The sequence below is a fragment of the Haloarcula onubensis genome, assembly GCF_031624605.1.
Taxonomy (GTDB): domain Archaea; phylum Halobacteriota; class Halobacteria; order Halobacteriales; family Haloarculaceae; genus Haloarcula; species Haloarcula onubensis.
In genome coordinates this window covers 174153-200129 of sequence record NZ_JAMQOS010000007.1, presented here as the reverse complement: position 1 = coordinate 200129, position 25977 = coordinate 174153, and the positions used below count along the sequence as shown (strand labels likewise).

Annotated in this window: 32 protein-coding genes; 23 read left to right on the top strand and 9 right to left on the bottom strand. The window is 68.1% G+C overall.

The features are described from left to right. Positions 1 to 42: 42 nt before the first annotated feature. Together NDI86_RS19070 and NDI86_RS19065 are read left to right on the top strand one after the other, a co-directional pair. The gene (locus NDI86_RS19070; RefSeq protein ID WP_310901927.1) at positions 43 to 198 is read left to right on the top strand and encodes a hypothetical protein; all 156 of its coding nucleotides are present in this window, start codon (positions 43 to 45) and stop codon (positions 196 to 198) included. Between the two features lie 59 nt (positions 199 to 257). Continuing rightward, complete coding sequence (locus NDI86_RS19065) at positions 258 to 467, top strand: ribbon-helix-helix domain-containing protein (protein WP_004593281.1); 210 nt, start codon at positions 258 to 260, stop codon at positions 465 to 467. Between the two features lie 17 nt (positions 468 to 484). Here NDI86_RS19065 and NDI86_RS19060 read toward each other — a convergent pair whose 3' ends face one another. Both NDI86_RS19060 and NDI86_RS19055 read right to left on the bottom strand, forming a co-directional pair. Further along, on the bottom strand, positions 485 to 895 hold the full coding sequence (locus NDI86_RS19060; protein WP_310901926.1) for a JAB/MPN domain protein-containing protein: 411 nt from the start codon (positions 893 to 895) through the stop codon (positions 485 to 487). Between the two features lie 63 nt (positions 896 to 958). Continuing rightward, positions 959 to 1639: a hypothetical protein gene (locus NDI86_RS19055; protein WP_310901925.1), complete on the bottom strand. Its 681-nt coding sequence runs from the start codon at positions 1637 to 1639 to the stop codon at positions 959 to 961. 168 nt (positions 1640 to 1807) lie between these two features. Here NDI86_RS19055 and NDI86_RS19050 point away from each other — a divergent pair, with 168 nt between their 5' ends. Beyond that, the gene (locus tag NDI86_RS19050; protein ID WP_310901924.1) at positions 1808 to 2494 is read left to right on the top strand and encodes a VOC family protein; all 687 of its coding nucleotides are present in this window, start codon (positions 1808 to 1810) and stop codon (positions 2492 to 2494) included. Positions 2495 to 2518: 24 nt separating this feature from the next. Here NDI86_RS19050 and NDI86_RS19045 read toward each other — a convergent pair whose 3' ends face one another. After that, positions 2519 to 2827 carry a DUF5779 family protein gene (locus NDI86_RS19045; protein WP_310901923.1) on the bottom strand — a complete coding sequence of 103 codons (309 nt, stop codon included), beginning with the start codon at positions 2825 to 2827 and terminating at the stop codon, positions 2519 to 2521. Positions 2828 to 3166: 339 nt separating this feature from the next. Here NDI86_RS19045 and NDI86_RS19040 point away from each other — a divergent pair, with 339 nt between their 5' ends. The 12 genes from NDI86_RS19040 (at position 3167) to NDI86_RS18985 (ending at position 14608) form a co-directional block, all read left to right on the top strand. After that, on the top strand, positions 3167 to 4408 hold the full coding sequence (locus NDI86_RS19040; RefSeq protein WP_310901922.1) for a LeuA family protein: 1242 nt from the start codon (positions 3167 to 3169) through the stop codon (positions 4406 to 4408). A 327-nt stretch (positions 4409 to 4735) separates the two neighbouring features. Further along, complete coding sequence (ilvB, locus tag NDI86_RS19035; protein ID WP_310901921.1) at positions 4736 to 6505, top strand: biosynthetic-type acetolactate synthase large subunit; 1770 nt, start codon at positions 4736 to 4738, stop codon at positions 6503 to 6505. A gap of 11 nt (positions 6506 to 6516) precedes the next feature. Then, complete coding sequence (gene ilvN, locus NDI86_RS19030) at positions 6517 to 7104, top strand: acetolactate synthase small subunit (protein ID WP_310902001.1); 588 nt, start codon at positions 6517 to 6519, stop codon at positions 7102 to 7104. Beyond that, positions 7097 to 8119 carry a ketol-acid reductoisomerase gene (ilvC, locus tag NDI86_RS19025; RefSeq protein WP_310901920.1) on the top strand — a complete coding sequence of 341 codons (1023 nt, stop codon included), beginning with the start codon at positions 7097 to 7099 and terminating at the stop codon, positions 8117 to 8119. The genes ilvN and ilvC overlap by 8 nt, the downstream gene beginning before the upstream one ends. Positions 8120 to 8123: 4 nt before the next feature. After that, the gene (locus tag NDI86_RS19020; protein WP_310901919.1) at positions 8124 to 8339 is read left to right on the top strand and encodes a DUF7989 family protein; all 216 of its coding nucleotides are present in this window, start codon (positions 8124 to 8126) and stop codon (positions 8337 to 8339) included. After that, positions 8336 to 9757, top strand: a complete 1422-nt coding sequence (gene leuC, locus NDI86_RS19015; RefSeq protein ID WP_310901918.1) for a 3-isopropylmalate dehydratase large subunit — start codon at positions 8336 to 8338, stop codon at positions 9755 to 9757. Before NDI86_RS19020 ends, leuC begins: the two co-directional genes overlap by 4 nt. Then, positions 9754 to 10398: a 3-isopropylmalate dehydratase small subunit gene (gene leuD / locus NDI86_RS19010; protein WP_310901917.1), complete on the top strand. Its 645-nt coding sequence runs from the start codon at positions 9754 to 9756 to the stop codon at positions 10396 to 10398. The genes leuC and leuD overlap by 4 nt, the downstream gene beginning before the upstream one ends. Before the next feature lie 219 nt (positions 10399 to 10617). Further along, positions 10618 to 11262, top strand: a complete 645-nt coding sequence (locus NDI86_RS19005; RefSeq protein WP_310901916.1) for a hypothetical protein — start codon at positions 10618 to 10620, stop codon at positions 11260 to 11262. Positions 11263 to 11334: 72 nt separating this feature from the next. After that, complete coding sequence (locus NDI86_RS19000) at positions 11335 to 12318, top strand: isocitrate/isopropylmalate family dehydrogenase (protein WP_310901915.1); 984 nt, start codon at positions 11335 to 11337, stop codon at positions 12316 to 12318. 114 nt (positions 12319 to 12432) lie between these two features. Beyond that, entirely contained in the window at positions 12433 to 13191 is a 759-nt protein-coding gene (gene glpR, locus NDI86_RS18995) for an HTH-type transcriptional regulator GlpR (protein WP_310901914.1), read from the top strand. After that, on the top strand, positions 13191 to 14105 hold the full coding sequence (gene pfkB / locus NDI86_RS18990) for a 1-phosphofructokinase (protein ID WP_310901913.1): 915 nt from the start codon (positions 13191 to 13193) through the stop codon (positions 14103 to 14105). The genes glpR and pfkB overlap by 1 nt, the downstream gene beginning before the upstream one ends. Before the next feature lie 62 nt (positions 14106 to 14167). Continuing rightward, entirely contained in the window at positions 14168 to 14608 is a 441-nt protein-coding gene (locus NDI86_RS18985) for a type IV pilin N-terminal domain-containing protein (RefSeq protein ID WP_310901912.1), read from the top strand. A 1-nt stretch (position 14609) separates the two neighbouring features. Here NDI86_RS18985 and NDI86_RS18980 read toward each other — a convergent pair whose 3' ends face one another. Together NDI86_RS18980 and NDI86_RS18975 are read right to left on the bottom strand one after the other, a co-directional pair. Then, positions 14610 to 15701, bottom strand: coding sequence for a DoxX family protein (locus NDI86_RS18980; RefSeq protein WP_310901911.1), 1092 nt, complete (start codon positions 15699 to 15701; stop codon positions 14610 to 14612). Positions 15702 to 15726: 25 nt separating this feature from the next. Continuing rightward, positions 15727 to 16764: a DUF502 domain-containing protein gene (locus NDI86_RS18975; RefSeq protein ID WP_310901910.1), complete on the bottom strand. Its 1038-nt coding sequence runs from the start codon at positions 16762 to 16764 to the stop codon at positions 15727 to 15729. An 89-nt stretch (positions 16765 to 16853) separates the two neighbouring features. Here NDI86_RS18975 and NDI86_RS18970 point away from each other — a divergent pair, with 89 nt between their 5' ends. From NDI86_RS18970 to NDI86_RS18955, 4 genes are all read left to right on the top strand, one after another. Beyond that, positions 16854 to 17333, top strand: coding sequence for a GNAT family N-acetyltransferase (locus NDI86_RS18970; protein WP_310901909.1), 480 nt, complete (start codon positions 16854 to 16856; stop codon positions 17331 to 17333). A gap of 228 nt (positions 17334 to 17561) precedes the next feature. Beyond that, positions 17562 to 18755 (top strand): DNA primase small subunit PriS, encoded by a 1194-nt coding sequence (gene priS, locus NDI86_RS18965; RefSeq protein WP_310901908.1) that lies wholly within the window; start codon positions 17562 to 17564, stop codon positions 18753 to 18755. Continuing rightward, positions 18752 to 19720 (top strand): hypothetical protein, encoded by a 969-nt coding sequence (locus tag NDI86_RS18960; protein WP_310901907.1) that lies wholly within the window; start codon positions 18752 to 18754, stop codon positions 19718 to 19720. The genes priS and NDI86_RS18960 overlap by 4 nt, the downstream gene beginning before the upstream one ends. A 38-nt stretch (positions 19721 to 19758) precedes the next feature. After that, positions 19759 to 20235 (top strand): TspO/MBR family protein, encoded by a 477-nt coding sequence (locus tag NDI86_RS18955; protein ID WP_310901906.1) that lies wholly within the window; start codon positions 19759 to 19761, stop codon positions 20233 to 20235. Positions 20236 to 20271: 36 nt separating this feature from the next. Here NDI86_RS18955 and NDI86_RS18950 read toward each other — a convergent pair whose 3' ends face one another. Next, complete coding sequence (locus NDI86_RS18950; protein WP_310901905.1) at positions 20272 to 21384, bottom strand: S1C family serine protease; 1113 nt, start codon at positions 21382 to 21384, stop codon at positions 20272 to 20274. A 78-nt stretch (positions 21385 to 21462) separates the two neighbouring features. Between NDI86_RS18950 and NDI86_RS18945 the strand changes: the two genes are divergently transcribed. Next, a complete protein-coding gene (locus tag NDI86_RS18945) occupies positions 21463 to 21726 on the top strand; it encodes a hypothetical protein (RefSeq protein WP_310901904.1) in 264 nt (87 codons plus the stop codon). Positions 21727 to 21779: 53 nt separating this feature from the next. Then, positions 21780 to 22490: a metal-dependent hydrolase gene (locus NDI86_RS18940; RefSeq protein ID WP_310901903.1), complete on the top strand. Its 711-nt coding sequence runs from the start codon at positions 21780 to 21782 to the stop codon at positions 22488 to 22490. Here NDI86_RS18940 and NDI86_RS18935 read toward each other — a convergent pair. Together NDI86_RS18935 and NDI86_RS18930 are read right to left on the bottom strand one after the other, a co-directional pair. Beyond that, positions 22487 to 23827, bottom strand: a complete 1341-nt coding sequence (locus NDI86_RS18935; RefSeq protein WP_310901902.1) for a sensor histidine kinase — start codon at positions 23825 to 23827, stop codon at positions 22487 to 22489. The two genes, NDI86_RS18940 and NDI86_RS18935, sit on opposite strands and share 4 nt — an antisense overlap. An 81-nt stretch (positions 23828 to 23908) precedes the next feature. After that, positions 23909 to 24802 (bottom strand): NAD(P)-dependent oxidoreductase, encoded by an 894-nt coding sequence (locus tag NDI86_RS18930; RefSeq protein ID WP_310901901.1) that lies wholly within the window; start codon positions 24800 to 24802, stop codon positions 23909 to 23911. Positions 24803 to 24890: 88 nt separating this feature from the next. Between NDI86_RS18930 and NDI86_RS18925 the strand changes: the two genes are divergently transcribed. Both NDI86_RS18925 and NDI86_RS18920 read left to right on the top strand, forming a co-directional pair. After that, positions 24891 to 25286: an OsmC family protein gene (locus NDI86_RS18925; protein ID WP_310901900.1), complete on the top strand. Its 396-nt coding sequence runs from the start codon at positions 24891 to 24893 to the stop codon at positions 25284 to 25286. Positions 25287 to 25339: 53 nt separating this feature from the next. Beyond that, a complete protein-coding gene (locus tag NDI86_RS18920; RefSeq protein ID WP_310901899.1) occupies positions 25340 to 25789 on the top strand; it encodes a DUF5799 family protein in 450 nt (149 codons plus the stop codon). On the opposite strand, the gene NDI86_RS18915 is transcribed toward NDI86_RS18920, so the two are convergent. Continuing rightward, entirely contained in the window at positions 25786 to 25935 is a 150-nt protein-coding gene (locus NDI86_RS18915) for a DUF7557 family protein (RefSeq protein ID WP_310901898.1), read from the bottom strand. The two genes, NDI86_RS18920 and NDI86_RS18915, sit on opposite strands and share 4 nt — an antisense overlap. Between the last annotated feature and the right edge of the window lie 42 nt (positions 25936 to 25977).

The window sequence follows — 25977 nt, the reverse complement described above, 5'->3', positions numbered from 1 at the left end:
ACCCACCACAGACCACCGCTGCGACCCGACACGACCCCCCGGATGACAACCCAGATAACGACCCCGACCGACGACGAATCGTATCCGACACCCGACTTTGGCAGCCGTTCCGCGACCGACGGCGCGCCGCTGCAGTTCTCGCCGACCAGCACGGCGACCGCCGGTCAGTTCGACACCGAGGCGGACCAGCCCCGCTGACCGCGAACCTGACGGCAGCGGGTCACAATCGTTTTCCGGCCCCGTAGCAAGGCTCAGATATGGCCGATTACACCACGGTCTCGATACCGAAAGACCTCGCCGAGCGCGTCGAGGAGACCATCGAGGGGACCAGTTTCTCCAGTACGTCGGACCTCGTTCGCTTTCTGCTGCGCAGCATCGTCGTCGAACACCAGCGGGAGGGCGAACTGACCGAGGCGCAGTTCCAGGACATCACCGACCAGTTGCGGGACCTCGGCTACCTCGAATAGCTGCGCCGGGGGACTCGCTACGCCAGGGACTCCTCGGGCGGTTCGACGTCCAGAATCTCGACCTCGCGTTTCCGGCCCGACCGGTCGAACGCGCCGAAGCTGTCGGTGTCCCAGGGCGGAATCGCGACGAAGATGACCTCGTGGAGGTCGTCGAGCTTGCTGACGCCCATGTAGCCGTCGGGGTGGGAGACGAAGCGGCCCTGGGTCTGGCCGGCGGGCGTCCCGAGGTCCATCCCGAAGACGGCGTTGACCGAGCCGCCGGCCGACGGGAGATAGAAGTCCGTAAACACCGGCGTCTCCGGGTCGAGGTCGGCGTCGGGCAACTCCGCTGCCCGGGTGACCGCCAGCGAGATGGTCACGTCGTTCGGCTCGGCTTCCCGAGCCAGCCGCAGCAACGTCTCGACGAGCCCGCGTGTAACGTACACCACACCGGAAATTCGGGCGGTGTCCGTATAATCCCGTCGGCGGGAGCGACGACCCCCTTTCGTCGGCTACCCCATCACGAACGACTTCAGGTTCTTGACGTACAGACCCGGCATCCGGCCGCGAGAGCCGCGGAGCGCGTCGGCCAGCGCCCCGCTCGCGTCGTCCATGATGCCGTGGCCGTGGCCCACGAGCAGGCGCTCGGGCGACAGGCGGTTCAGTTTCGTCGGCGGTGTCAGCCGCAGCATCGGATGGACGCCGAGCCGTTCCCCGGCGGCCAGGAAGTAGTCGGCCGTTCCGACGGCTTCCGGGACGACGAGGGTATCGTCCTCGTCGCCGTACAGCGCCACCTCCTGCCAGACGGCGTTGCTCGTCAGCTCGTGAATCCCGTAGTCGGTGCCGGGAATCTGTCGGTGGACCCGCTCGGTGGGCGCGTCTATCTCGTCCTCGATGCCGGCGAGGGCCTCGGGCACGTAGACCGGCACCTCGTGGCGGTTGGCTACCGCCGCCGAGTCGCGCTTGTGGCGGTTCAGGAGGACGATGACGCCGGCCACCTCGCCGAAGTCAGCAAAGAGGTCGTCGATGCCCTCGCCGTCGACCGGGTCGACGACGATGGCGCCGGCGTCCGTGCCGAGGACGTGGCTCGCCCGCTGCATCCCCTCCTCGGGGTAGGCGATCCAGCTTGCCCCCCGGTCCCAGCGGTTGGTCTCGGCCCAGTCCGACGCCGCACCGCTTCCTTTCATTGGCATACCCCGATTTCGGACTCGGCGACGATAAAGGGTCTAACTAACAGGTGTCGCTTCGCCGCGCGACTCGCTGTCGAGGTCGACCCGTGCGGCGTTGCCCAGCGGGGCAGCCAGTGTGTCGACGGCCCCGCCGGGCCGACAGTTTTCACGGTCGACGCCGTATCAGGGCGTATGCTCTCGACGCCCGAGTGGCTCACGCTGGAGGTGAAGTACCCGGACCGACTCACGGCCTTCTACGACGCCTTCCTCGAACTCGACGTGGTCGAGGAACGGGCGGACGAGACCGTGCTCGCGGCCGGCGAGACGGCGATTCGGCTCCGGGCGCCCGGCTCCGTCCCCCGCGGCGGCCTCCACACCCACTACGCCCTGACCGTTCCCGAACGGGAGTACGACGACTGGTACGACCGCCTCGGCGAGCGCTTCGACCTCGTCGAACACACCTTCGGCGACGCCCGGTCGCTGTACTTCTACGACCCCGAGGGCAACTGCGTCGAACTGGGCGAGCGGCCCCTGGAGGCCGGCGGCGGGGTCAGCGACCTCTTCGAGCTTGTCCTGGAGGTCGAACAGCTCGACGCGGCCGTCGACTTCTACCGGCGCCTCGGCTTCGACATCGTCGACGACGGCCGCGGGGAGGGGCGGGTCCGCCTCACGACGGGCGGGTTCGACCTCGAACTCTGGTCGCCACGGCTGGGCATCGCAGACGCTCGCGGCGGCGTCCACGTGGACTTCGGCGTCGCTGCCGAGGACCCCCGGGGCGTCGCCCGTGAGGTCGCCGACGACGCGCTCGCGGTCACGTCCGTCGAGGACGGCGTCCGGATTCGCGACCCCGACGGGCACTACGTGACGCTGGTCGGGTGAGGCCGGGGCCAACCCCGGGTGCGGTCAGTTCGATTCCAGCCGTCGCTTGTCGATGGTCACGTTCGCGGGCGTCACGATGAGAAAGCCCCGGAAGTGCATCAGGTCGCCGCCGGCCTCCTTGACCGGCCGGGCGAAGCCCGAGGCGAGGGCGTTGAGGTCGCCCTCGACGTCCAGCACCAGCACCTGCCCGTCCTCGACGGCGTCGACCCACTCCCCGTCGTCGGTGGTACCGTCCAGCACGCCGAGGACGACCCGGTGGCTTCCACCGGTCTCCTCGTCGGCCGCCATCTGGTCCTCCACGGCCTGTAAGTCCAGTCCCTCGAAATCACTCATACTGGGAGTCCATGCGGTCGACCAGCAAAAACCCACCCCCCGCGTCTGACGCCTGGCGTGCTAGTGACCGGACGAGTGAACTGAAATACGACCTGTCCAGAACAGCCAGAGAGCCCCGACGGCCTGCGGTCGGGGGGCTCGTTGCGGTCCTCGTCTCTCACTTTGTTCGCTCCTGCGGTCCTTTCTTCGCCCGCCTTCCCGCAGGCCGCCGCCCCTTTCGGTCCCACCCACATCGGATGTTACCCGGCGACAGATGACAGAACCCTCGGACCTCGCGGCCACGATAACTACCACCCGGCCGTCTCAGGGCGGTCCGATGAACAAGTATAAGTACCGGAAGTGACCAGTAACACCTGCTTATGTCCAACAACGAGGGCACGTCGGGATCTCCGGCGGATCGAGTTCTTCCAGGGCACACTGGATTCCACGTCTGAGATAACAGACGCACGTATATTCGACACCACGCTGCGTGACGGTGAGCAGTCACCACGCACGTCGTTCAACTACGAGGACAAACGCGAGATAGCGGCCGTGCTGGACGAGATGGGCACCCACGTCATCGAGGCCGGGTTCCCCGTCAACTCCGACGCGGAGTTCGAGGCGGTCCGCGACATCGCCGAGGCCTCTCACGTGACGACGTGCGGGCTGGCGCGCGTGGTCGAGAAGGACATCGAGGCAGCCCTGGATTCGGGTGTGGACATGGTCCACACCTTCGTCTCGACGTCCGACGTACAGTTACAAGACTCCATGCACGCGACCCGGCAGGAGGCGCTTGCCTCGGCCGTCGAGTCGGTAGAGCGCATCAAAGAGGCGGGCGCCGAGTGCATGTTCTCGCCGATGGACGCCACCCGGACCTCGGAGGACTTCCTCATCGAAGTCATCGAGGAGACCTCCGAGGCGGGGGCGGACTGGATCAACATCCCCGACACCTGCGGGGTCGCGACGCCCCGTCGGTTCTACGACCTCATCGAAATCGTGGACTCGCACACGGACGCGTTTATCGACGTCCACACCCACGACGACTTCGGGTTCGCTTCGGCGAACGCGATTTCCGGGTTCGAGGCGGGCGCGAGCCAGTCCCAGGTGTCGGTCAACGGCATCGGCGAGCGGGCGGGCAACGCGGCCTACGAGGAGGTCGTGATGGCGCTTGAATCGCTCTACGACGTGAACACGGGCATCGACACGACCCGTATCACGGAGCTGTCGCGGCTGGTAGAGGAGAAGTCGGACATCCCGGTGCCGGCGAACAAGCCAATCGTCGGGCGCAACGCCTTCTCCCACGAGAGCGGCATCCACGCCGCGGGCGTCATCGAGAACTCCGACACGTTCGAGCCCGGCGTCATGACCCCCGAGATGGTCGGCGCCGAGCGCGAGCTGGTGCTTGGTAAACACACGGGCGCACACTCGGTCCGGGAGCGTCTGGTCGACGCGGGCTACGCCCCGACCGACGCCGAGGTCCGCGAGGTGACCCGCCGCGTCAAGGAGTTCGGCGCGGAGAAACAGCAGGTCACCATGAGCGAACTCGAACGGTTCGCCCAGGAGGTCGGCGTCGACGAGGAGAGCGAGGAGGTCCGGGCGTAGGCCGATGACCTCGGTCTCGGTCGCGGCGACTCGCCAGCAGCCGTGCGGACTGTCGGACGCAGTGGAACCCGTTCGTCAAATCGTATCACAGAACGTTTATTACCCAGCGCCGACAGAGAATCGACGTGATGACAGCGCGTACTGGCAGTCCGGCTCACCGCCCCGCCAGCGGCGCGCTCCTTCTTCGCGGCGTAGGTATTGTAGGGGCCTTCTAGCCCCGCACAACCCACTCCCGTCGCAGTCCGTACCGACCATCCACCACCCACCAGACACCCCAGCTATGCACACAGCACCCACACGACGGCCGTATCGAACAGGAGGACGAGCATGAGCGAACACGCGAAAGTGCCAGCCGACGAGGAGACCACAGACGACCAGGCAGCCGACGGCGACCAGACGCCCGTCACCACCGGCGCCCAGTCGGTCGTCCGGGCCCTGGAGAACGCGGGCGCGGAGTACATCTTCGGCGTCCAGGGCGGCGCTATCATGCCCGTCTACGACGCGCTGTACGACTCCGACGAACTCAAGCACGTGACGATGGCCCACGAGCAGGGGGCCTCCCACGCCGCCGACGCCTACGGCATCGTCTCGGGCAACCCCGGCGTCTGTTTCGCCACCTCCGGCCCCGGTGCGACGAACCTCGTCACCGGCATCGCCGACGCCAACATGGACTCGGACCCGATGATTGCGCTGACGGGCCAGGTCCCCACGGAGTTCGTCGGCAACGACGCCTTCCAGGAGACCGACACGGTGGGCATCACCCAGCCGGTCACCAAGGAGAGCTACTTCGCGGCCGACTCGGACACCGTCGGCGACAACGTCGGCGAGGCGTTCGCGCTCGCTGACGCCGGCCGACAGGGGCCTACCCTCGTGGACCTCCCGAAGGACGTCACGCAGGGCGAGACGGACGTCGAGCCCGCCGCCCCGAAGACCCCCGACACCTACGAGGTCCAGGAGGAAGCCGACGACGAAGCGGTCCAGGAGGCCGCCGAGGCGCTCGCGGCCGCGGACCGCCCCGTTATCCTCTCGGGCGGCGGCGTCATCAAGGCCGACGCCTCGCCGGCGCTGCGGGAGTTCGCCATCGAGTACGAGATACCGGTCATCACCACGATGCCCGGCATCGGGAGCTTCCCCGAGGACCACGAGCTCTCACTGGAGTGGGCCGGGATGCACGGCACCGGCTACGCCAACATGGCCATCTCGAACACGGACTGCCTGCTGGCTATCGGCACCCGCTTCGACGACCGCCTGACCGGCGGCGTCGACTCCTTTGCCCCCGACGCGGAGGTCATCCACGTCGACATCGACCCAGCCGAGATATCGAAGAACATCTACGCGGACTACCCGCTCGTCGGCGACGCCCGGCAGGTCCTGCGCCAGCTGTTCGACGCCATGCCACGCGCCCCGGACGCCGACGAGTGGCGCGAGCAGTGCCAGACCTGGAAATCGGAGTACCCGATGACCTACGACACGCCCGACGACGAGCCGCTGAAACCGCAGTACGTCGTCGAGAAGTTCAGTGACGTGACGCCCGACGACACCATCGTCTGTACCGGCGTCGGGCAACACCAGATGTGGGCCTCCCAGTTCTGGGAGTACACCGAGCCCCGCACCTGGGTCTCCTCGCACGGGCTGGGGACGATGGGCTACGGCGTCCCCGCCGCCATCGGTGCGAAACTCGCCGCCCCGGACCAGGAAGTCGTCTGCTTCGACGGCGACGGCTCGTTCCTGATGACGGTCCAGGGCCTCTCGGTCGCGGTCCGCGAACAGCTCGATATCACCTACGTCGTCCTGAACAACGAGGCGGTCGGGATGGTCCGCCAGTGGCAGGACGGCTTCTACGAGGGCCGCCGGATGGCCTCGGAGTACCCGTGGATTCCGCAGTTCGACAAGCTCGCGGAGGCCTTCGGGGCTCGGGGCTTCCGGCTGGAGGCACAGGAAGACGTCGAGGAGACAATCGAAGCGGCACGCGAGTACGACGGGCCCAGCGTCATCGACGCCCACATCGACCCCGGGGAGAACGTCTTCCCGATGGTCCCCAGTGGCGGTGACAACGGCCTGTTCGCGCTGGAAGAAGACCACCTGGAGATGCTATAATGACTGGCGGAATGCCCGGTCCCGCGCCACCGGAACGGATGCACCCGACGGGTAAGCGGAACAAGCAGGGAATCCGCGTCGACCCCGAGGCGGAAGCGACCCACGAGCCCCGACAGGCGGTCCTGTCGGCGCTCGTCAAACACAAGCCCGGCGTGCTCTCGGAGGTCTCTGCCCTCTTCTCGCGCCGGCAGTTCAACATCGAAAGTCTCACCGTCGGGCCGACGGTCGATTCGGATACGGCCCGGATGACCATCCTCATCGAGGAGCCCGAGCCCGGCATCGACCAGGCGAAAAAGCAACTGCGGAAGCTGGTGCCTGTCATTCAGGTGACCGAACTCCAGTCGGAGTCGGTCCGCCGGGAGCTCGCGCTCATCAAGGTCGGTGGGGAGAAACCCGACGACGTCAACGCCGTGGCGGAGATGTACGACGGCCAGGCCGTCGACGCCTCCACGGACTCGGTGACCGTCGAGATAACGGGCAGCAAACAGAAAATCGACGCCGCCGTCGAGGCGTTCAAACAGTTCGACGTGCAGGAGGTCGTGCGGACGGGGGCCGCCGCGCTGGAACGAGGTCCCGCGACACTGGAGAAACATGACTGACGAACTCGACACAACAGTCTACTACGACGACGACGCCGACGTATCGCACGTAACCGACGAGACAGTGGCCGTTCTGGGCTATGGCTCCCAGGGCCACGCCCACGCGCTGAACCTCCACGACTCCGGTGTCGACGTCATCGTCGGCCTCCGCGAGGACTCGTCCTCACGCGGCGACGCCGAGGCGTCGGGCCTCCGTGTCGAGACGCCGGACGTGGCGGCCGCTGAGGCCGACCGGGTCGTCATGCTCGTCCCTGACACCGTCCAGCCCGCGGTCTACGAGGCCATCCGCGACGGCCTGGAGCCCGGCGACACGCTGCAGTTCGCCCACGGGTTCAACATCCACTACGGCCAGATAGAGCCCCAGGAGGGCGTCGACGTGACGATGGTCGCGCCCAAGTCGCCCGGCCACCTCGTGCGCCGCACCTACGACCGGGGCGAGGGCACGCCCGGCCTCATCGCGGTCTACCAGGACGCAACCGGCGACGCGAAGGAGGGCGCGCTCTCCTACGCCAAGGCCATCGGCTGCACGCGGGCGGGCGTCATCGAGACGACGTTCCAGGAGGAGGTCGAGACGGACCTCTTCGGCGAGCAGGCCGTCCTCTGTGGCGGCGTCACCGAGATGGTGAAGGTCGGCTTCGAGACGCTCGTCGACGCGGGCTACTCCCCGGAGATGGCCTACTTCGAGTGTCTGAACGAGCTCAAACTCATCGTGGACCTGATGTACGAGGGCGGCCACATGGAGATGTGGAACTCGGTCTCGGACACCGCCGAGTACGGCGGCCTGACCCGCGGTGAGGAAGTCATCAACCGCGAGGGCATGGAGTCGATCCTCGAAGAGATACAGAAAGGCGAGTTCGCCCGCGAGTGGATATCGGAGAACCAGACCGGCCGCCCGAGCTACAAGCAGTACCGACAGGCCGAACAGGACCACGAGATAGAACAGGTCGGCGCGGAGCTGCGCGCCCTGTTCTCGTGGGGCGACGAGCAGAAAGAGGAAGCACCTGCGGACGACTGAGACAATGAGCGACCAGATGAAAGACGTGGACCACACGCATCCACACACGAACGACACGTTCGGCACCGCGTTCGCGCGTGGCCCGGCGGTGGCCGCGGACGGGGGACGGGACGCCGACGAGACGACCGAGACGATGGCGGACGTCGACCACGAATCGGCGGACGAAGGCGTCGACCGCGCCTACGAGCGCGGCACCGAAGGACGGACGGATACAGTATGAGCGAAAATACGCTGTACGACAAGGTATGGGACCAGCACAAGGTGACGACCCTGCCCAACGGGCAGGACCAGCTGTTCGTCGGGCTCCACCTCATCCACGAGGTCACCAGCCCGCAGGCCTTCGGCATGCTCCAGGAGCGCGGTCTGGAGGTCGCCCGCCCCGACCTGACCCACGCCACGGTCGACCACATCGTCCCGACGGCGAACCAGGACCGGCCTTACTCGGACGACGCGGCCGAGCGGATGATGGCCGAACTGGAAGAGAACGCCCGCGAGACGGGCATCCAGTTCTCGGACCCCACGACGGGCGACCAGGGTATCGTCCACGTCATCGGGCCGGAGCAGGGTATCACCCAGCCCGGCAAGACCATCGTCTGTGGCGACAGCCACACATCCACTCACGGCGCGTTCGGCGCGCTGGCGTTCGGTATCGGGACCAGCCAGATTCGGGACGTGCTGGCGACCCAGACCATCGCGATGGAGAAACAGAAGGTCCGCAAAATCGAAGTCACGGGCGAACTCGACGAGGGCGTCGAGGCCAAGGACATCATCCTCGAAATCATCCGCCGTCTCGGTACTGAAGGCGGCGTCGGCTACGTCTACGAGTACGCGGGCGAGACCATCGAGAACCTCGACATGGAGGGGCGGATGTCCATCTGTAACATGTCCATCGAGGGCGGCGCTCGCGCGGGCTACGTCAACCCCGACGAGACCACCTACGAGTGGCTCGAACAGACGGACTACTTCCAGGAACACCCCGAGAAGTTCGAGGAGCTCAAGCCCTACTGGGAGTCCATCCGCAGCGACGACGACGCCGAGTACGACGACGTGGTCGAAATCGACGCCAGCGAACTCGACCCCGTCGTCACGTGGGGAACCACGCCCGGCCAGGGCATCGGCATCGACGACCCGATTCCGGCCCCGGAGGACCTCCCCGAGGACAAGCAGGACACCGCACGACGCGCCCAGAAGCACATGCGCGTCGAGCCCGGCCAGTCCATGGAGGGGTACGATATCGACGTCGCCTTCCTGGGCTCGTGTACCAACGCCCGACTGCCCGACCTGCGCCGGGCCGCCCGCATCGTGAAGGGCCGGCAGGTCGACGACAGCGTGCGCGCGTTCGTCGTCCCCGGGAGCCAGCGCGTCCAGCGGGCCGCCGAGGAAGAGGGGCTCAAAGACATCTTCGAGGAAGCCGGCTTCGAGTGGCGCAACGCCGGCTGTTCGATGTGTCTGGGCATGAACGAGGACCAACTCGAGGGCGACGAGGCCTGTGCCAGTTCCTCGAACCGCAACTTCGTCGGCCGACAGGGGAGCAAGGACGGCCGCACCGTCCTGATGAACCCCCGGATGGTGGCCGCGGCGGCCATCAACGGGAGCGTCTCCGACGTGCGCGACATCAGGGAGGTGACCGTAGCGTGAGCGACCCGACCGAAGAGATTCCGGAGGTCGACTACGTCGAGGGCACCGGCGTTCCCATCCGGGGCAACGACATCGACACGGACCAGATTATCCCGGCGCGGTTCATGAAGGTCGTTACCTTCGACGGCCTGGGCGAGTTCGCCTTCTTCGACCTGCGCTTCGACGACGACGACAACGAGAAAGAGCACCCGTTCAACGAGCAGCGGTTCCAGGACGCCAACGTCATGGTCGTCAACAACAACTTCGGCTGTGGCTCCTCCCGCGAGCACGCGCCCCAGGCCCTGATGCGCTGGGGCATCGACGCCATCATCGGCGAGGGCTTCGCCGAGATCTTCGCGGGCAACTGCCTCGCGCTCGGTATCCCGACGCTGACCGCCGACCACGAGACCATCAACGCCTTACAGCAGTGGGTCGACGACCACCCCGACGGCGACATCGAGGTCGACGTGGCCGCGGAGACGGTCCGGTACGGCAGCAACGAAATCAGCGTCTCCGTCGACGACGCCCAGCGGAAGGCCCTCGTCGAGGGCATCTGGGACACGACGGCCCTGATGAAGGCAAACCGCAACGCCATCGAGGAGACGGCCGCGGGGCTCCCGTATCTGGACCAGACGCGGTCGGATATCGAAGCGGACGATTAGCAGCGAGGCCGCGGCCTACGCAACTGCTTCCCAGACGGAGACGGCTACGCGAGGTCGCAGTGCGACATCGAGAGCGCGTGTGGCCCGCCGCGAGCGCGCGGACCGCCATCGCGTGTCCTCGACGCCGGGGCTCTCACAGTAGCGGCCGCGGACAGACAGCGTCGGGTTACTGTCCGATAGGCGGATACTAACTATCCGAACCGACTCTCAGGCTGGGGTATGGCGACCATCGATTCCGGCGAGCGCTCCGCTCTCGCGGGCGTTCGCGTGACCGGGCAGACACTCCTTATGGTCGGGTTCACGCTGGTCGAGACGCTCGCACTCGGGCTCTGGCTGACCCTCGTTCAGAGCGCGCCGGTCATCTCGGCCACGTCCGCCATCGGCCTTGGCGTGCTCACCTCGGGCCTCGTCGTCGAACACGTCCTCACGGACGCGACCGTCAACGGTGTCTCGGCCGACGCACTCCCGGACAGACAGGCGCTCGCGGTGAGCGTCTCGGAGGCGCTGCTGTGGGTGCTGTGGCTCGGCGTCGCGGACCGACTGGGCGGGGTCGACGGGATTCTCTTCGCCGGGGGCCTGTTTGCGGTGTTGCTCGTGCCCCAGCACACCGTCGAGGACAACGTGTTACGCAGGGTCGGGCCGTTCGACTCGGTCGTCGACCTCGGCACGGCCGGGTTCAGCGTCGTCGAGGCCGCCGGGGCGACGGTGTGGCTCCTGCTCGCCTTCGAGGGCGGGCAGTTCAGCGGCCTGCTCGCGTCGCTCGGCCTGGGCGGGGTCGACCCCGCGGCCCTCGGGTTAGCGGCCCTCGCGGTCTTCCTGCTGGTCGAACACGATATCGGTGTCAAGTTGGCGAGGTCGGGATGAACTGTCCCTTGGGAAACACGCCCGCGACCCGGAACCGAACCACTTTCACCGGACGGCCGCATCTCGGCGCACATGACACACGAGATTGCGGTCATCCCCGGCGACGGTATCGGGCAGGCAGTGACGCCCGCCGCCGTCGAGGTGCTGCAGGCTATCGACACCGCCGATTTCGAGTTCGTCCGCGGCAGCGCCGGTGACGCGGTGAAAGCCGAGACCGGCGAGGCGCTGCCCCAGGAGACCAGGTCGATTGCGGCCGACGCCGACGCCACGCTCTTTGGCGCGGCCGGCGAGACGGCCGCCGACGTGATTCTCCCGCTGCGCGACGTCGTCGGCTCCTTCGCCAACGTCCGGCCCGCCCGCTCCTATCCCGGCCTGGACGCCGTCCAGCCCGACACGGACATCGTCTTCATCCGCGAGAACACCGAGGGCGTCTACTCGGGCATCGAGAGCGAGATAAGCGAGGGCGTGACGACGCTGACTCGCGTCGTCACCGAGGCCGCCTCCCGCGAGATAGCCGAGTTCGGCTTCGGCTACGCGAAACAGAACGGCTACGACGACGTGACTATCGCGCACAAGGCCAACGTGATGCGCGAGACGGACGGCGTCTTCCTGGAGGCCGCGAGCGCCGTCGGGGACGAGCGGGGAGCGGCGTACGACACCGCGCTGATGGACGCGCTGGCCATGCATCTGGTCATGCGGCCCGAGGAGTACGACGTCATCATCTGCCCGAACCTCGCCGGTGACGTGCTCTCGGACCTCGCCGCCGGGCTGGTCGGCGGGCTGGGCCTGCTGCCCTCGGCGAACATCGGCGAGGAGAACGCCCTGTTCGAACCGGTCCACGGCTCCGCGCCCGACATCGCCGGCGAGGGCGTCGCGAACCCGTCCGCGATGATTCTCTCCGCGGCCATGCTGCTGGACCACCTGGGCTACGACGAAGAGGGCGACCGGGTGCGTGCCGCCGTCGAATCCGTCCTGGCGTCGGGGCCGAAGACGCCCGACCTGGGCGGCGACGCCGGCACCGACGCGGTCACGGCCGCTATCGTGGACGAGTTGTAACCCCGTCGGCCGCCCGCCCTCGCGGGTTCGACGACGGAGACGATTGACACTTCGAGCAGAAACGAACAGAGACGGACGGAACTGATAAGGCCAGCGCGGCCCAAACACGGGAAGATGCTCCCCGCCGAGCGCAAACGCACTATCGTCAAGCTGGTGACCGAGCAGGACGGCTGTTCGGTCGCGACGCTGGCCGAGGAACTCGACTTCTCGAAAGCGACCATCCGCCGGGACCTCCAGGACCTCGAGACCGAGGGCCGTATCGAACGGTCTCACGGCGGCGCCGTCCCCGTCTCGTCGGCGGGCCGCGAGCGGTCCTACGACCAGCGCGAGGTCGACCGCCTGGAGGCGAAAAGAGCCATCGCGACCCGCGCGAGCGAGGAGATACGCGACGGCCACGTCGTCTGTTTCGACGCCGGGACGACCACGACGGAGGTGGCCCGAGCGGCCCCCGACGGCGGCTACGTCGGCGTGACGAACATGCCTGAACTGGCCCTGGAACTGGCCGACACCGATGTGGACGTGAAACTGACAGGCGGGACCGTCCGGTCGCGCAGCCACGCCTGCGTCGGGCCGGCCGCGGAGTCCTTTCTCGACCAGCGCCACTTCGACCTGCTCTTTCTCGGGACCAACGGCGTCACGGCCGACACGGGGCTGTCGACCCCGGACGAGGAGGAAGCGGCGGTGAAGCGAGCGATGGTGGCAAACGCCCGTCGCGTCGTGCTGGTGGCCGACAGCTCGAAGTTCGGCGAGCGGAGCTTCGTCACCGTCGCCGAGCCCGACGCGGTCGACCTGTTCGTCACCGACGAGCCGCTCCCGGGGGAACTCGCCGACGCCTTCGCCGAGACGACCGTCGTCGTCACGGGGGGCGACTGATGCTCCTCACCGTGACGTTCAACCCGGCGGTCGACCAGACGCTGCAGTTCGACGAGCCGATGGTCGCCGACCGGGTGTTGCGGGCGGAGTCGGCCCGCTTCGACGCCGCCGGGAAGGGGGTCAACGTCGCGCAGTTCCTCACCGGGATGGGCGAGGACGCCGTGGCGACCGGGGTCCTGGGCGGGTTCACCGGGCAGTTCATCCGCCAGCGGCTGACCGACGCGGGCGTGTCGACGGCCTTCGTCGAATCCGGCGGCACCACCCGGCTGAACACGACCGCCGTCGCCGACGGCTCGGAGTTCAAGCTCAACCACGACGGGCCGCCGGTCGACGGGGAGACGGTCGCCGCCATCGTCGACACCGTCCGCGAGCGGGCGCCCGACACCGTGGTCGTCAGCGGGAGCCTCCCGCCGGGCGTGACGACCGACGCGGTCGACGCCGTCGCGGCGGCCGGCGACTGGGACACCGTCGTCGACATGGACGGCGGCGCGCTCCGGGCGCTCGACGAACGATTCAGCCTGTGTAAGCCCAACCGCGAGGAACTGGCCCGGGCGACCGACGCCGGCCTCTCGACCGTCGAGGGGTGTGCCCGGGCCGCCGCGTCGTTCCGCGCGAACGGGTTCGACCGCGTGCTGGCGTCGCTGGGCGCCGACGGCGTGGTCCTGGCGACGGCGTCGACGGCGCTGCACGCCGCGGCGCTGGACGTGGACGTGGTCGACACGGTCGGGGCCGGCGACGCGCTGCTGTCGGGGGCGCTCGCGGCGTGGGCCGACGGCGAGGACGACGCGACGGCGCTCCGGACCGGCGTCGCCGCGGCGACGCTGCTTGTCGGACAGGCCGGGACGTCGCCCCCGGCGTTCGACGCGCTCGACGAGCTCCGGGACCGGGTTTCCGTACGCGAACTGTCGCTCTGAGACGCGCTCGACGCTCGACGGCCGAGCAGCCTTTATGGTCACGTACCCACGAGTGGGTATCGATGGGACCGCGTAGCCTCGACGGGGACCGCGCGATGTCCGAGTCTATCGGCATCGGACTGCTCGTCGGGATGACCGTCGTCGTGACCGCGGTGGTGGGCCTCAACGTGCTGGTCGTCAGCGAGGACGACCCCGGTGGAGTGCCACAGGCGAACTTCACGTACGACTACGCGGAGGAGAGTTCTCTGCTTCTGGTCACACACAGCCGCGGCGACGCGATTCAGGCCGGTCGCCTGGAGTTCGAGGGCCCGAGGGGGGAGACCAAAGCGAACTGGTCGGAGCTGGCGAACACGAACCGGACGGCCCTGGTCGAGCAAGGCGACATCATCCAGCTCGGCGAGGGGAACGCCTACGGCCAGCGCGTCGGCTCCAGTGACACAATCACAGTCTACTACAACGAGAGCGGTAACCGGACCCAGCTAGACCGGTGGGACGGCGCCTGAATCAGTCCGCCGGGACCACCGACTCGCCTTCCCCGACCGCGGGGCGACCGAACCAGTGGTCGAACGAGAGCGGCCCGGCCCCGAGCGTGAACACCGCCGAGACCATCCCGAACAGCGCGACGTGAGCGAGCACCGGGTCGTCGGGCAGGCCAAAGAGCGTCAGGGTAAACAGGACGAACGCGGTGGCGGCCGACCCGCGGGTGAAGAAGCCGGCGACGAGCGCGAGCCCGACGGCTATCTCGGTGACGCCCGCGCCGACGACCCAGAGCCCGGGGTCGACCGGGACGACCGCAGTCAGGTTGTACTTCGCGACGACGGCCAGCCCGCTGCTGGGCTCGGCCAGCTTCTGGACGAGGCCCAGGTAGACGAAGGCGGCGCCCATCCCGACGCGGAGGATGACCGGCACGTACACACGCAGCGGTCGCGTCCGCTCGTCCAGGTAGGCCTTCAGGTGATGAATCGGGTCGACGCGCCCGTAGATGGTGCCGTCGGTGCTGGCGACCTCCTGTAACATGTCGTCTGCGCTCGGGCGCCCGCCACCGAGGACGAACAGCGCCAGGAAGATGGGCACGTACTCGATGGCGATGAAGACGGTCGGGGTTGTCACCAGCGCCCAGGCGTAGGTCAGCAGGCCGACGGTCGCGACGATTCGGGTCGCGAGCCCGAACAGCGTCAAAAAGCCCAGGCCGATAAAGAGGAGCCGCAGAAACGGGTTCGCGCCGACGTTGAACGTCACCGTCGGGGCGAACAGGTACCCCTGGAAGCCGGCGCCGATGAGGGGCAGCCCCACGGAGAGCCTGAGCATCCACGGGACGAGGTCGGCGTAGCTCGCCAGCTTCTCGCGCAGGATGACGATGTCCGTGATAGTCGGGCGGACCCAGAGATAGGCGGCGACACCGAGGACGACCGCCAGTCCGGCACCGACGAACAGCGCCGCGTTGAACGGCTCGGAGAGGACCTGGACGGTGAACGCCAGTGCGTCCCTCGTCTCGGGGCCCGAGTCAGTCACGTAGTCGACGTGAGCCTGTACCGGCCGGCTGACGGCGGCGGCCAGGAACGCCAGCACCGAAGCGATAGCTGGACGGCGGGTCATATCCCGGCGTAGGCGGGCTGGCTACCTAATTCTGTTCCTCTCGGCTCGACTCGATGTCCGACGGCGTCCCGGAGGTCGACCCCAGGATGTCCTCGTCCTGTTCGAACGCGGCCGGGTGGTCGGTGTCGTCGCCGATGGTCCCGTCGGCCCGCTCCAGGTCCTCGTGGTGGTCGGCCGCGTCTCCGACCGGCTCCTCGCGGTCGGTCTCGGCGACCGCGTCCGGCGTCCGGGCGTGTTCCGGGTCGATGTCGTTCCTGTAGGCGGACGCCCGGTCCGTCGCCCCCGTCCGCGGGGTCGGTTCGCGGTGGTCGCCGCCGGCGTGGTACCCCGTCTGTGGCGGGTAGGAACGGTCGGTACTCGCGGCCCCGCCGAGTGGCACCTCGACCCCGCTCTCGCCGATGGCGACCCCGCTGGTGACGATGGAGCGTATCCCCTCCTCGACGGTCATGTCGACGTCGTAGACGCGGCTGGTGGGCACGTGGACGACGTGGCCGCCCATCACCGGGTTCGGCGCCATCGGCATGAACAGCGTCACCATCTCGTCGCTGTCGGTCGCGCGCTCGATTTCCGGCGGCGTGGACGCGGTGACGAAGGCCACGGTGTATGACTCGGCCGTCGGGTGCTCGACGAGGACGACCTCCTGGAACGACTGCGTGTCGCTGTCGAGCAGCATCTGGCTCATCTCGTCGAAACTGGTGTAGATAGAGCCCACGCCAGGGATGCGCTCCATCGTGGCGTCGAACATCGACTCGAAGCGGCCGGGGGCCGAACGCTGTTCGGCGACGAGGCCGATTGCGAGGATACCGAGCAGCAACACGCTCGCCGCGACCAGTTTCACGAGGTACGTCGGCGTCTCCGACGGTTCGAGCTGGGACCCCGTGAGATCGAAGGCGAACACCACCACCGGGTCGAGCACGTTCGACAGCGTGTTGACGACGAAGCCGACGACCAGCAGCGTGACGAACAGCGGGATGGTCAGGGCGACGCCGCTGAGAAACGCCTGCCGGAAGGTGGACTTGACGGCCGTCGGCGCGGACCGCTCACTCCCCGACGAGTCAGCCATAGTTCGCTGGTGGGGTGGCACGCCTAAAAGCGACTCGCCGGAACGACGGGCGGTGGTATTATGTTCGCGCCTGTCGTATCTCCTCGCCAGTGAGCGTCAACATCGAGACGAAAGTCGTCGACCGTGGCAGCGACGAGTACGTCGACGCAGCGTGGCAGCTCAAGGAGGACATCCGGCGCTCGGAGGGCGTGCTCCGCCAGCGGCGCGGGTTCTTCCGCAGCGCCTACCGCCGGTCGACGGTCTATCTCTACATCGACCGCGCGGCCGACGCCCTCGTCGGCTTCGCCGCCGTCCGCCGGGACGGCTACATCCTCTTTCTCGCCGTCGACGCCGACTACCGCGGCCACGGCTTCGGCAAGCGCCTCGTCGCCCGCGTCAGCGAGGACTACGGCTCGGTCACCTGTCACGCCCGCTCGACCAACGAGGAGGCCCTGGAGTTCTATCGTCACATCGGCTTCGAGATTCGACGGCGCATCGACAACTACTACGAGGACGGCGGCGACGCGTTCTATCTGAAACTCGGCGACGACTCCATCACGGAGAAGCTCTCGAAGTTCCTGCGGGGCTAGGAACGGTCGTCGGTTTTGGAAGTATCGCAGTGTCTTCTTACAGCCAGAAAGCCCCGGTCGGCACTCGGGGGGCTCGCCCGCCTTCGTTCAGACAGCCGGGGCTTTCTGGCTGTCGGCGCGTACGGTGTCGCCGGCGACAGCGTTCCCGCTCTCTTCACTCAGATAGTACGCTGTTGCTAGCCCCGAGACGAGAACCCTTTTCACCGGTACTCTCTAACCAGAGAGCCGATGGACGAGCGGACCCGCGAGTACCTGCGCGGTCGCTTCGGTGACCACTACCGACGGTCGTCGATAACGCCGCCGCCGGCCGCGAACGAACGCGAGTGGGGCTTCATCCCGTGGACGGAGGGCCCCGGAGAGACGATGGTCCGCCACCGCTCCTTGCTGGACCTGGGCGACGTCGAGGACTTCCTGGCGCGCAAGAAGCCCCGCCACATCTACTTCTCGGCGGGCCGGTACGACGACCCCAGCGCCTCGACGATGGGCGAGAAGGGGTGGCGCGACTCCGACCTCGTCTTCGACCTCGACGCCGACCACCTCCCGTCGGTCGTGCTGGGCGAGGACAGCTACGGGGAGATGCTCGCAAAGTGCAAGGACGCGCTCATGCGCCTGCTCGACTTCCTCGACGACGACTTCGGCTTCGAGGAGACGACGGTCGTCTTCTCGGGCGGGCGGGGCTATCACGTCCACGTCCGCGACGAGCGGGTTCGCGGGCTGGAACGCGAGGCACGGCGCGAAGTCGTCGACTACGTCCGTGGCATCGGGCTGGAGTTCGACGAACTGGTCGAAATCGAGACCGTCGCCGGCACTGCGGGCCGGTCCAGCCCGGCGGAGAAGCGGACCCTGCCGACGGACGGCGGCTGGGGCGCCCGCGCGCACCGCTACGTCCTCGACCAGTTCGACGAGTGGCTGGCGATGGACGAGGCCGACGCTATCGAGGCGCTGCAACGCTACGACCGCATCGGCGAGGGGAAGGCCACGGCGGCGCTCAACGCCGCCCGGACCAACTACGACCAGCTCGAGGCGGGCAACATCGACGTCCACTCGGCGGTGTACCAGATAGCACAGGTGCTCGCTCAGGAGGTCGTCGCCGCGGACAACGCGCCCATCGACGAGCCGGTGACGACCGACACCAACCGGCTCATCCGGCTGCCGGGCAGCCTCCACGGCGGTAGCGGGCTGGAAGTCAGGCGACTCGACCGCGGGGAACTGGCCGACTTCGACCCGCTCGCCGACGCCGTCCCGGAGACGTTCCGGGGCCACGAGATAGCCGTCGAAGTCACCGACGGCGGGCTGGTCGAGCTGGACACGGAGGAACACGGCGGGGATAGTTTTACGGTGGAGGCGGGTAATCAGACTGTACCAGAGCACGTGGGCGTGTTCCTCATGGCCCGCGGGCGGGCACGGAAGGCACAGGAATGAAACTCGACGAACTCCAGTCGGTCCAGTCACGCGAGCGCCAGACCGACCAGCTCCAGCAGTTGCGCCCGACCTTTTACGAGGAGGCCGGCAAGTTCGTCGCCCAACTGCGCGAGGAGCGCGAACGCGCCGCCGAGCGGGCCGAGGACCCCTTCGACGCCCCGGAGGTCAACCGGCTGACCGACGACATCAAGACGGCCGAACAGACGGTCGAGGCCATCTACGAGCGCCGCGTCGGGAAGATAGTGAAGATGGCGTCGCTGGCGGCCGCCGACATGCCGACGGAGGACGGCGGGCTGACACAGGAGGAGCGGAGCCTCTTCGAGACGATGGTCGAGGCCATCGAGGGGAACCGCTCGCACGTCCTCGACGTCATCGCGGGCGAGGCGCCGACGGGCGCGGTCGACGACGGGTCGACGGCGCCCGCCGACGAGTCGCCCGCGGACCCGACGCCCCCGAGAGATGCTGCGCCCGAGACCGACGCCGCCTCCGGGCCGGACCCGGCGGGCGCCCCGGCGGATGCCGAACCGAGCGTCGACGCCGCCGACATCATGGGCGGCGGCGACGGCTCCGGGCCACAGTCGGCGCCGGACGACGCTCCCGCGGCGGACCCGGCGGCACCCGAGCCACCGGACGGCCCCGGCTCGCAGACGGCTGACTCGGTTCCGCCCGAATCACCGGCGGTCCCGAGTGAACCGACCGGGACGCCCTCGGCGGGCGGGGAGTCGACGGACCGACCCGCCGGGGAGGCGCCGTCGGCCGTCGACGAGGGCCGCGAGCCGCCGCCGGAGTCGGACCACGAGACGGCTGACGTCGACCGCAAGACCGTCCGCATTACCGACGACGTTGGCGAGATATTCGGCGTCGACCAGCGCGAGTACGACCTCTCGACTGACGACGTGGTGACGCTGCCGGCGGACAACGCCGACCCGCTCGTCGAGCGCGACGCCGCCGAACCGCTCGAGTGAGGCGCTGACATTTTCACCGCGACGGCCGTAGGTGTCCCATGAGCCTGTTGACTCGCGAGGACCTCCCCGGCGTCCTCGCCGCAGTCGTGCTGGTCAACCTCGTCGGCAGCGCGCCCGCCGCCCTCGGTGGACCCGGGTCGGCGTGGTTTCAGTCGCTCACGAAACCCGCTATCTACCCGCCACCGTGGGTCTTCGGCGTCGTCTGGCCACTCCTGTTCACGCTGCTCGGGGTCGCGCTGTATCTCGTCTGGCGGGCAGACGACCCCGGGCGGCGGCTCGCACTGGGGCTGTTCGTCGCACAGATGGCGTTCAACGTCGCCTGGACGCCGGTGTTCTTCCGCGCACAGGACCTCGCGCTGGCCCTGGGCGTCATCGGCGGGCTGCTCCTGCTGGCCGTGCCGACAGCGGTCGCGTTCGGCCGTATCGAGCGGCCGGCCGGGCTCCTGGTGGTCCCCTATCTGCTCTGGGTGACGTTCGCCGCGGTGCTGAACTACCGCTTTCTCGCGCTCAACTGACACCGAGCCGGCGGTGGCTCGCACCGGGGCGTCGCACTACGGCGGAACGGGCCGCGTCCCGAGCGTGAGTTCGACCGTTCGCGTGGCTCCGTCGCGCTGGACGGTGACGGTCATCGTGTCCCCGGGGCTGGTCTCCAGTGCGAGGTAGGCGGCCAGGTCCTGGCGGGTCGGCGTCGGCGTGTCGTCGAGGCGGCGGACGACGTCCCCGCCGGTGCCGACCTCGACGCCGTCGACCCGTTCCGTCCCGGTACTGCCCCGGAGGACGCCGTCGGAGGGGCCGCCGGGCACGACGGTGTTGATGTAGACGCCAGCGGCCCGTTCCAGGTCGTTCGCCGCTGCGAGGAGCGGGGAGACGTTCGAGAGGCCGACGCCCATGTACGGGTGGTCGTAGGAGCCGTCGGCGACCAGCGCGGGAATCACTCGCCGGGCCAGTTGCGCGGAGATAGCGAAGCCGACGTTGTCGCCCCCGCCGGAGTTGATGATGCCCAGCACGTCGCCGTCTAAGTCGACCAGCGGGCCGCCGCTGTTGCCCGGGTTGACCGCGGCGTCGGTCTGGATGCCCGCGGCGATGGAGAACCCGTTCTCGCCCCGGAGCGTCCGGTCGACGCCGCTGACGATACCCTCGGAGACGGAGCCAGAGAGCCCGAACGGGTTGCCGATGGCGACGACGCGAGTGCCGATTGGCGGGGTGACCTCGGCCCAGGACAGCGGGGCGGTCGCGTCGGGCACCGCGTCGTCCTCGATGACCGCGAGGTCGCTGTAGACGTCGGTACCGACGACGGAGACCTCGCGCCAGTCGGTCCCGGCGTAGCGGACGTAGACGGTGTCGCCGGCGTCGACGACGTGTTCGTTGGTGACGATGTAGCCGTTCTCTACGAGGAAGCCGCTGCCGGAGGCGGGCCGCCCGACCCCCGAGTAGACCTGGATAGAGACGACGCCGTCGGCCACGTCGTCGTACACGTCGGTGTAGACGTTGCCCTCGGCGCTGCCCTGTGGCGGGCCCGTGGTTTCGGGTGTTCGGGGCGTGTCCGCGGCCGCGTCGCCGGACTGGTCCGAACTGGTCAGCAGCGACTGACAGCCCGCCGTCCCCGCAGCCGCGACGCCGACCGCGGCCAGCAGCCGCCGGCGTGACAGCCCATCTGAAGCCATGTCCCGCCCTAGGGTAAGCGAGTGAATAAAGCCACGGACGGCGACAATCGCTAAGTAGCCGGCTCGCGAACGGTGGGTATGGCCAGGGACACGTCGGGCGACTCACTCCCGTCGCCGGGGTTCGTCCTCCCGGGAATCCGTACCGCGCTCGAGATGGCACTCGTCGCGACGATTGTCGCGCTGTTCGGACTGCCGGCGGAGGACCCGCTCGTGCTCGGTGTCGTGTTGCTCACGGCGCTGGTCGGGATGGTCGTGGTGCTGTTCTGGGCGCTGAACCGACACATGCGACGCTGGATTCGCTACGCCCAGGGCAAGCCGACGACGCTCACGATGTTCGACTAAAACGCCGCTGGTATAGCCGTTAAGTGGGAGCGCCGTGTAGTAGCGCCCGAATCATGGAGCTTACCTGGCACGGTCACTCTACCTGGGCTGTCACCGTCGACGACACCGACCTTCTCATCGACCCGTTCTTCGGCAACCCCAAGACGGACACGGACCCCGAGGAACTGGACCCCGACTACGTCCTGTTGACCCACGGCCACGCCGACCACATCGGCGACGTGGGCGCCTTTCAGGACGCGACCGTCGTCGGCACACCGGAGGTCGTCGGCTACTGTGCGGACACCTACGGCACCGACGACACAATCGGGTTCAACCTCGGCGGGACGGTCGAACTGGGCGACGCGTTCGTCACGATGCACCGGGCCGACCACACCAACGGGATTGAGACCGACTACGAGTACAGCGGCGGGATGCCCGCGGGGTATATCATCTCCGACACCAAGCCGACGCAGGTCAGCGACGAGGAGTCGACGACGTTCTACCACGCCGGCGACACCGGGCTGATGACCGAGATGCGCGAGGTCATCGGGCCGTATCTCGAACCCGACGCCGCGGCGCTGCCGGCCGGCGACCACTTCACCATGGGGCCGATGCAGGCCGCCATCGCCGCCGACTGGCTCGACGTCGACTACGTCTTCCCGATGCACTACGACACGATGCCGGTCATCGAAATCGACACCGACGACTTCGTCCGCGAGGTGAAAGCCACCGGCAGCGACGCCGAAGCCGTCGTCCTGGAGGGCGACGAGACGTTCGAACTCTAGTCGATAAAGCGGACGCCGTCGACGTCGAAGCGCGCGCCGCCGTCGTCGCTCTCCCCGACGACGACCTCCCACCCGTTGTCGTCGGCGATGCGGTAGACGATGTAGAGACCGAAGCCGCTGCTGTCGCTCGTCTCGCTGAACCCGGCCTCGAAGACGCGTTCGGGCGGCTCGGCGCTGATACCGGGGCCGTCGTCGGCCAGGTAGAAGCCGGTCCCGGTTCGGCCGACTGTGACCCGGCAGTCCACGCCCCCGTGTTCGAGCGCGTTCGAGATGACCGTCTCCACGAGCAGGCGCGTCGAGTCCGGTTCGGCGACGAAGACGCCGTCCGCCTCGATGGTCAGTCGCATCGAACCGGTCTCCGTGGTCTCCCACACCTCACGGACGACGGTCGAAAGCCGGAGTTCGTCCCGGTCGGAGCCGGTCTCGACCTGCTCCGCGAGCCGGACCACGTCGTCGACGATCTCGGTAAGCCGCCCGTGTGAGCGTTCGACCTCGGAGAGCATCGACGACTCCGCGTCGGCCAGTTCCAGTCTGCCGGTCGCGACCTGGAGTTCGTTGCGCAGTTCGTGGGCGGCCTTCAGCGCGACCCGGCGGTGTCGTTCGCTACTCGCGCGGAGGGCCTGTTCGCGTCGTTTCCGGTCGGTAATCTCCCGGCAGAGGCCGACGAGCCCGGTAACTGCCCCCTCGGAGTCGCGCCAGGGGACCTTCGACGTCAGGAGGTGGACGTCGTACTTCCGGGAGTACTCCTCGACGTTTTCGAGCACCTCGCCGCGGTCGATGACGCGCCGGTCGTCCTGATATATCGCCTGCCGGAACACGTCGGGTTCGTCGTCGTTGAGCTCTGTATCGGTGTAGCCGACCAGCTCTGCCGGGTCGACGAGGTGGTCGGTCGAGAGGACGTGCCGGCCCTCGCGGTCCTTGACGAACATGTGGGCCGGAATCGACTCGAACAGCGAGGCGAGAATCGTCTCGGCCCGCGACGGATCGCGGGCCGCAGTGGTCTCAGAGTCGACCGCGGCCTCGACTGCCCGAACCACCGCCGCGTCGTCGAGTCGCGAGGCGTCCACCACGCTCCCGACGGTCGCCTCCGTGGCGTCCGTCCCGTAGAGAACGACCGGGAGGTCCGGATAGAGCCAGCGGGCGGCGGTCGCGACGCGCTCGCCGGTCGCCCCATCGAGGGACAGGGGCGTGACCAGACAGTCGACGGCCGTCCGACAGAGTCGAACGGTCACCGTCCCGGGTGCGTCACAGACGACCGACGCGTCGGTGAGCGCGGTCTCGAACCCGGCGACTTCGTCCCCGTCTTCCCCTACGACCAGCACTTTCGAGTCGCCCATCGGTCTCTACAGCCAGTTCAGGCCGACGGAGCAAATAGCTTGCAGCAACCTGCAAACCCTGTTACAGGTGCGGGGCGGGCGTTATTCGTTGCCTTCGACTGATACGTCTGCCAGTCCGGCGAGGTGCTTGATGACCGCGGCCATGTCCGCCTCGCCGTGACCGCTGGCCCGGGCAGCGCTGAACGACTCGCGAGCGGCGGCGGTCTGTGACAGTGGCGCGCCGACCTCGCCGGCGCGGTCGAGCGCCAGCGAGAGGTCCTTGAACTGGTAGTCGACCGGGAACCGGGGCGCGAAGTCGCCCTCGGCGATGGTGCCGCCTTTGACGGAGAACAGCGGACAGTCGAGCGCGCCGTTCTCGACGACGGTACGCATCGCGTCCATCTCGAGCCCGTTCGCCCGACCGAAGACGAGCGCCTCTGCGAACGCGCCCATCGCGTCGCCCAGCAGGAGGTTGATAAAGAGCTTCATGTTCGTCCCCTGGCCGACCTCGCCGCAGTGGACCACGGGCTCGCACATCGCTTCGAGAATCGGCCGGACTTCCTCGACGACGGCCTCGTCGCCGCCCGCCAGTCCGACTAACGTTCCCTCTTCCGCGGGGCCAACCGTGCCGGAGACCGGCGCGTCGACGAACTGGGCGCCAGTCTCGGTGACGAGGTCCGCGGCGGCCATCGTCTCCGCGTAGCCGATGGTGCTCATCTGGACGAAGACGGTGTCGTCGTCGAGAGCCTCCAGCACGCCGAGGTCGCGCTCCAGCACCTCGGCGACCGCGTCGCCGTCGCTGACGATACAACAGACCACGTCCGCGCGTTTCGTGAGGTGTCTCGGCGAGTCAGCGACTGAGACGCCCGATTCCGCGAAGGGCTGCTCGCGGTCGGTCGAGCGGTTGTAGACGACGAGGTCGAAGCCCGCCCCGTCGAGGTTCCACGCCATCGGTGCTCCCATCGCGCCAAGGCCGATGAAGCCGACTGTCGTCATGTGGTTGACTTCGAGCGCGAGCGCCTTGAATCCCCGCTGGGGACGTATCAATCAAGTTTATACGCTGGGCACCGACCCCTCGCACGTCATGGCAGACATCGAAGTTCAGAGCACGTGCGAGGACGGCTACACCGTCGAGAGCGTCATCAACGGCGAGTGGGAACTCATCGTCGACGCGCTGAGCAACGACGGCCCCTCGCCCAACGAGGTCCTGGCGGCCGACTACGCGTCCTGTTACATCCCGGCGCTGCGCGTCGCCGCGGACCAGCACGGCTACGACGACATCGGCGAGGTCGAAATCGAGGTCGCGGCGGACCTCGACGAGGACGACGACCTGGAAGCAATCGCGTTCGACCTCACGGTCGAGGCCGACCTGGGCGAGGACGCACAGGACATCGTCGAACTGGGCGAGGACATCTGTCACGTCCACTCGGCGCTGACCGAGGAACTGCACGCGGACATCAGTATCGAGTCGGGCGTCTGAGCGGGCCCGTCGCGGTCGGAAACGCTCTTCTGCGAGGGCCACGAGGATGGGGTATGAGCGACGACTGGACCGGCCGCATCGCCGGCGAGCGAATGGCGGTCGACAGGCAGTTCTCCGACCGGGTCGAGGCCTCCTCCTTCTCGAACCAGCAGTGGGGGCTCGTGATGACCGCTGTCGAGTTCGACATCGAGAACCCCGAAACGCCCGAGTCAGCGAGACTCGTCGCGGACACCTCGAAGCTCCCCTCTATCATGCCGGAGCTCGACAAGGTCGACCAGGGCGGCCCGATGGCGGGCGGGCGGGGCGGCGACCCGCGAGACGACGCCGGCGGCGGTGGGTTCCTCTCGGGCGTGAAAGCGGCGCTGGGGCTGGCCGGCGGGGACGACGACGACGGCCGCGCAGAGGAGGCCGAACAGCTCGCACAGGCCTACGCCGACGAGCTACAGGCGGAGCTGGAGTCCAACGGGCGATGGGAGCGCGTCTGCGAGCAGGCCAGTAACTAGTACTCGTCGCCGCCGTGGAACAGCGTCAGCTCCTCCGCTTCGTAGATGTTGATGAGCTCGGTGACGAGTTCGTCGTATGACTCGTCCTCCTCGCGGAGGCCGTCGAGGCGTCGAATCGTCTCCTCGTCGAGGTCGACTGTCGGCATATCGTCACGTTCGCCCCCCAGCTACATAACCTCCGTGGGGCG

Coding starts and splice junctions, on each gene's coding strand:
- NDI86_RS19055 (WP_310901925.1), bottom strand. CDS start 1,639: ATGCCAATGAAAGGAAGCGGTGCGGCGTCGGACTGGGCCGAGACCAAC.
- pfkB (WP_310901913.1), top strand. CDS start 13,191: ATGCTCCTCACCGTGACGTTCAACCCGGCGGTCGACCAGACGCTGCAG.
- leuC (WP_310901918.1), top strand. CDS start 8,336: ATGAGCGAAAATACGCTGTACGACAAGGTATGGGACCAGCACAAGGTG.
- NDI86_RS18915 (WP_310901898.1), bottom strand. CDS start 25,935: ATGCCGACAGTCGACCTCGACGAGGAGACGATTCGACGCCTCGACGGC.
- NDI86_RS18935 (WP_310901902.1), bottom strand. CDS start 23,827: ATGGGCGACTCGAAAGTGCTGGTCGTAGGGGAAGACGGGGACGAAGTC.
- NDI86_RS19045 (WP_310901923.1), bottom strand. CDS start 2,827: ATGAGTGATTTCGAGGGACTGGACTTACAGGCCGTGGAGGACCAGATG.
- NDI86_RS19070 (WP_310901927.1), top strand. CDS start 43: ATGACAACCCAGATAACGACCCCGACCGACGACGAATCGTATCCGACA.
- NDI86_RS18930 (WP_310901901.1), bottom strand. CDS start 24,802: ATGACGACAGTCGGCTTCATCGGCCTTGGCGCGATGGGAGCACCGATG.
- NDI86_RS18955 (WP_310901906.1), top strand. CDS start 19,759: ATGAGCCTGTTGACTCGCGAGGACCTCCCCGGCGTCCTCGCCGCAGTC.
- NDI86_RS18985 (WP_310901912.1), top strand. CDS start 14,168: ATGGGACCGCGTAGCCTCGACGGGGACCGCGCGATGTCCGAGTCTATC.
- NDI86_RS19020 (WP_310901919.1), top strand. CDS start 8,124: ATGAGCGACCAGATGAAAGACGTGGACCACACGCATCCACACACGAAC.
- NDI86_RS18980 (WP_310901911.1), bottom strand. CDS start 15,701: ATGACCCGCCGTCCAGCTATCGCTTCGGTGCTGGCGTTCCTGGCCGCC.
- NDI86_RS19065 (WP_004593281.1), top strand. CDS start 258: ATGGCCGATTACACCACGGTCTCGATACCGAAAGACCTCGCCGAGCGC.
- NDI86_RS18920 (WP_310901899.1), top strand. CDS start 25,340: ATGAGCGACGACTGGACCGGCCGCATCGCCGGCGAGCGAATGGCGGTC.
- NDI86_RS18950 (WP_310901905.1), bottom strand. CDS start 21,384: ATGGCTTCAGATGGGCTGTCACGCCGGCGGCTGCTGGCCGCGGTCGGC.
- NDI86_RS18960 (WP_310901907.1), top strand. CDS start 18,752: ATGAAACTCGACGAACTCCAGTCGGTCCAGTCACGCGAGCGCCAGACC.
- ilvC (WP_310901920.1), top strand. CDS start 7,097: ATGACTGACGAACTCGACACAACAGTCTACTACGACGACGACGCCGAC.
- ilvN (WP_310902001.1), top strand. CDS start 6,517: ATGCCCGGTCCCGCGCCACCGGAACGGATGCACCCGACGGGTAAGCGG.
- NDI86_RS18945 (WP_310901904.1), top strand. CDS start 21,463: ATGGCCAGGGACACGTCGGGCGACTCACTCCCGTCGCCGGGGTTCGTC.
- NDI86_RS19000 (WP_310901915.1), top strand. CDS start 11,335: ATGACACACGAGATTGCGGTCATCCCCGGCGACGGTATCGGGCAGGCA.
- glpR (WP_310901914.1), top strand. CDS start 12,433: ATGCTCCCCGCCGAGCGCAAACGCACTATCGTCAAGCTGGTGACCGAG.
- NDI86_RS18925 (WP_310901900.1), top strand. CDS start 24,891: ATGGCAGACATCGAAGTTCAGAGCACGTGCGAGGACGGCTACACCGTC.
- NDI86_RS18940 (WP_310901903.1), top strand. CDS start 21,780: ATGGAGCTTACCTGGCACGGTCACTCTACCTGGGCTGTCACCGTCGAC.
- NDI86_RS19050 (WP_310901924.1), top strand. CDS start 1,808: ATGCTCTCGACGCCCGAGTGGCTCACGCTGGAGGTGAAGTACCCGGAC.
- NDI86_RS18975 (WP_310901910.1), bottom strand. CDS start 16,764: ATGGCTGACTCGTCGGGGAGTGAGCGGTCCGCGCCGACGGCCGTCAAG.
- ilvB (WP_310901921.1), top strand. CDS start 4,736: ATGAGCGAACACGCGAAAGTGCCAGCCGACGAGGAGACCACAGACGAC.
- NDI86_RS19005 (WP_310901916.1), top strand. CDS start 10,618: ATGGCGACCATCGATTCCGGCGAGCGCTCCGCTCTCGCGGGCGTTCGC.
- priS (WP_310901908.1), top strand. CDS start 17,562: ATGGACGAGCGGACCCGCGAGTACCTGCGCGGTCGCTTCGGTGACCAC.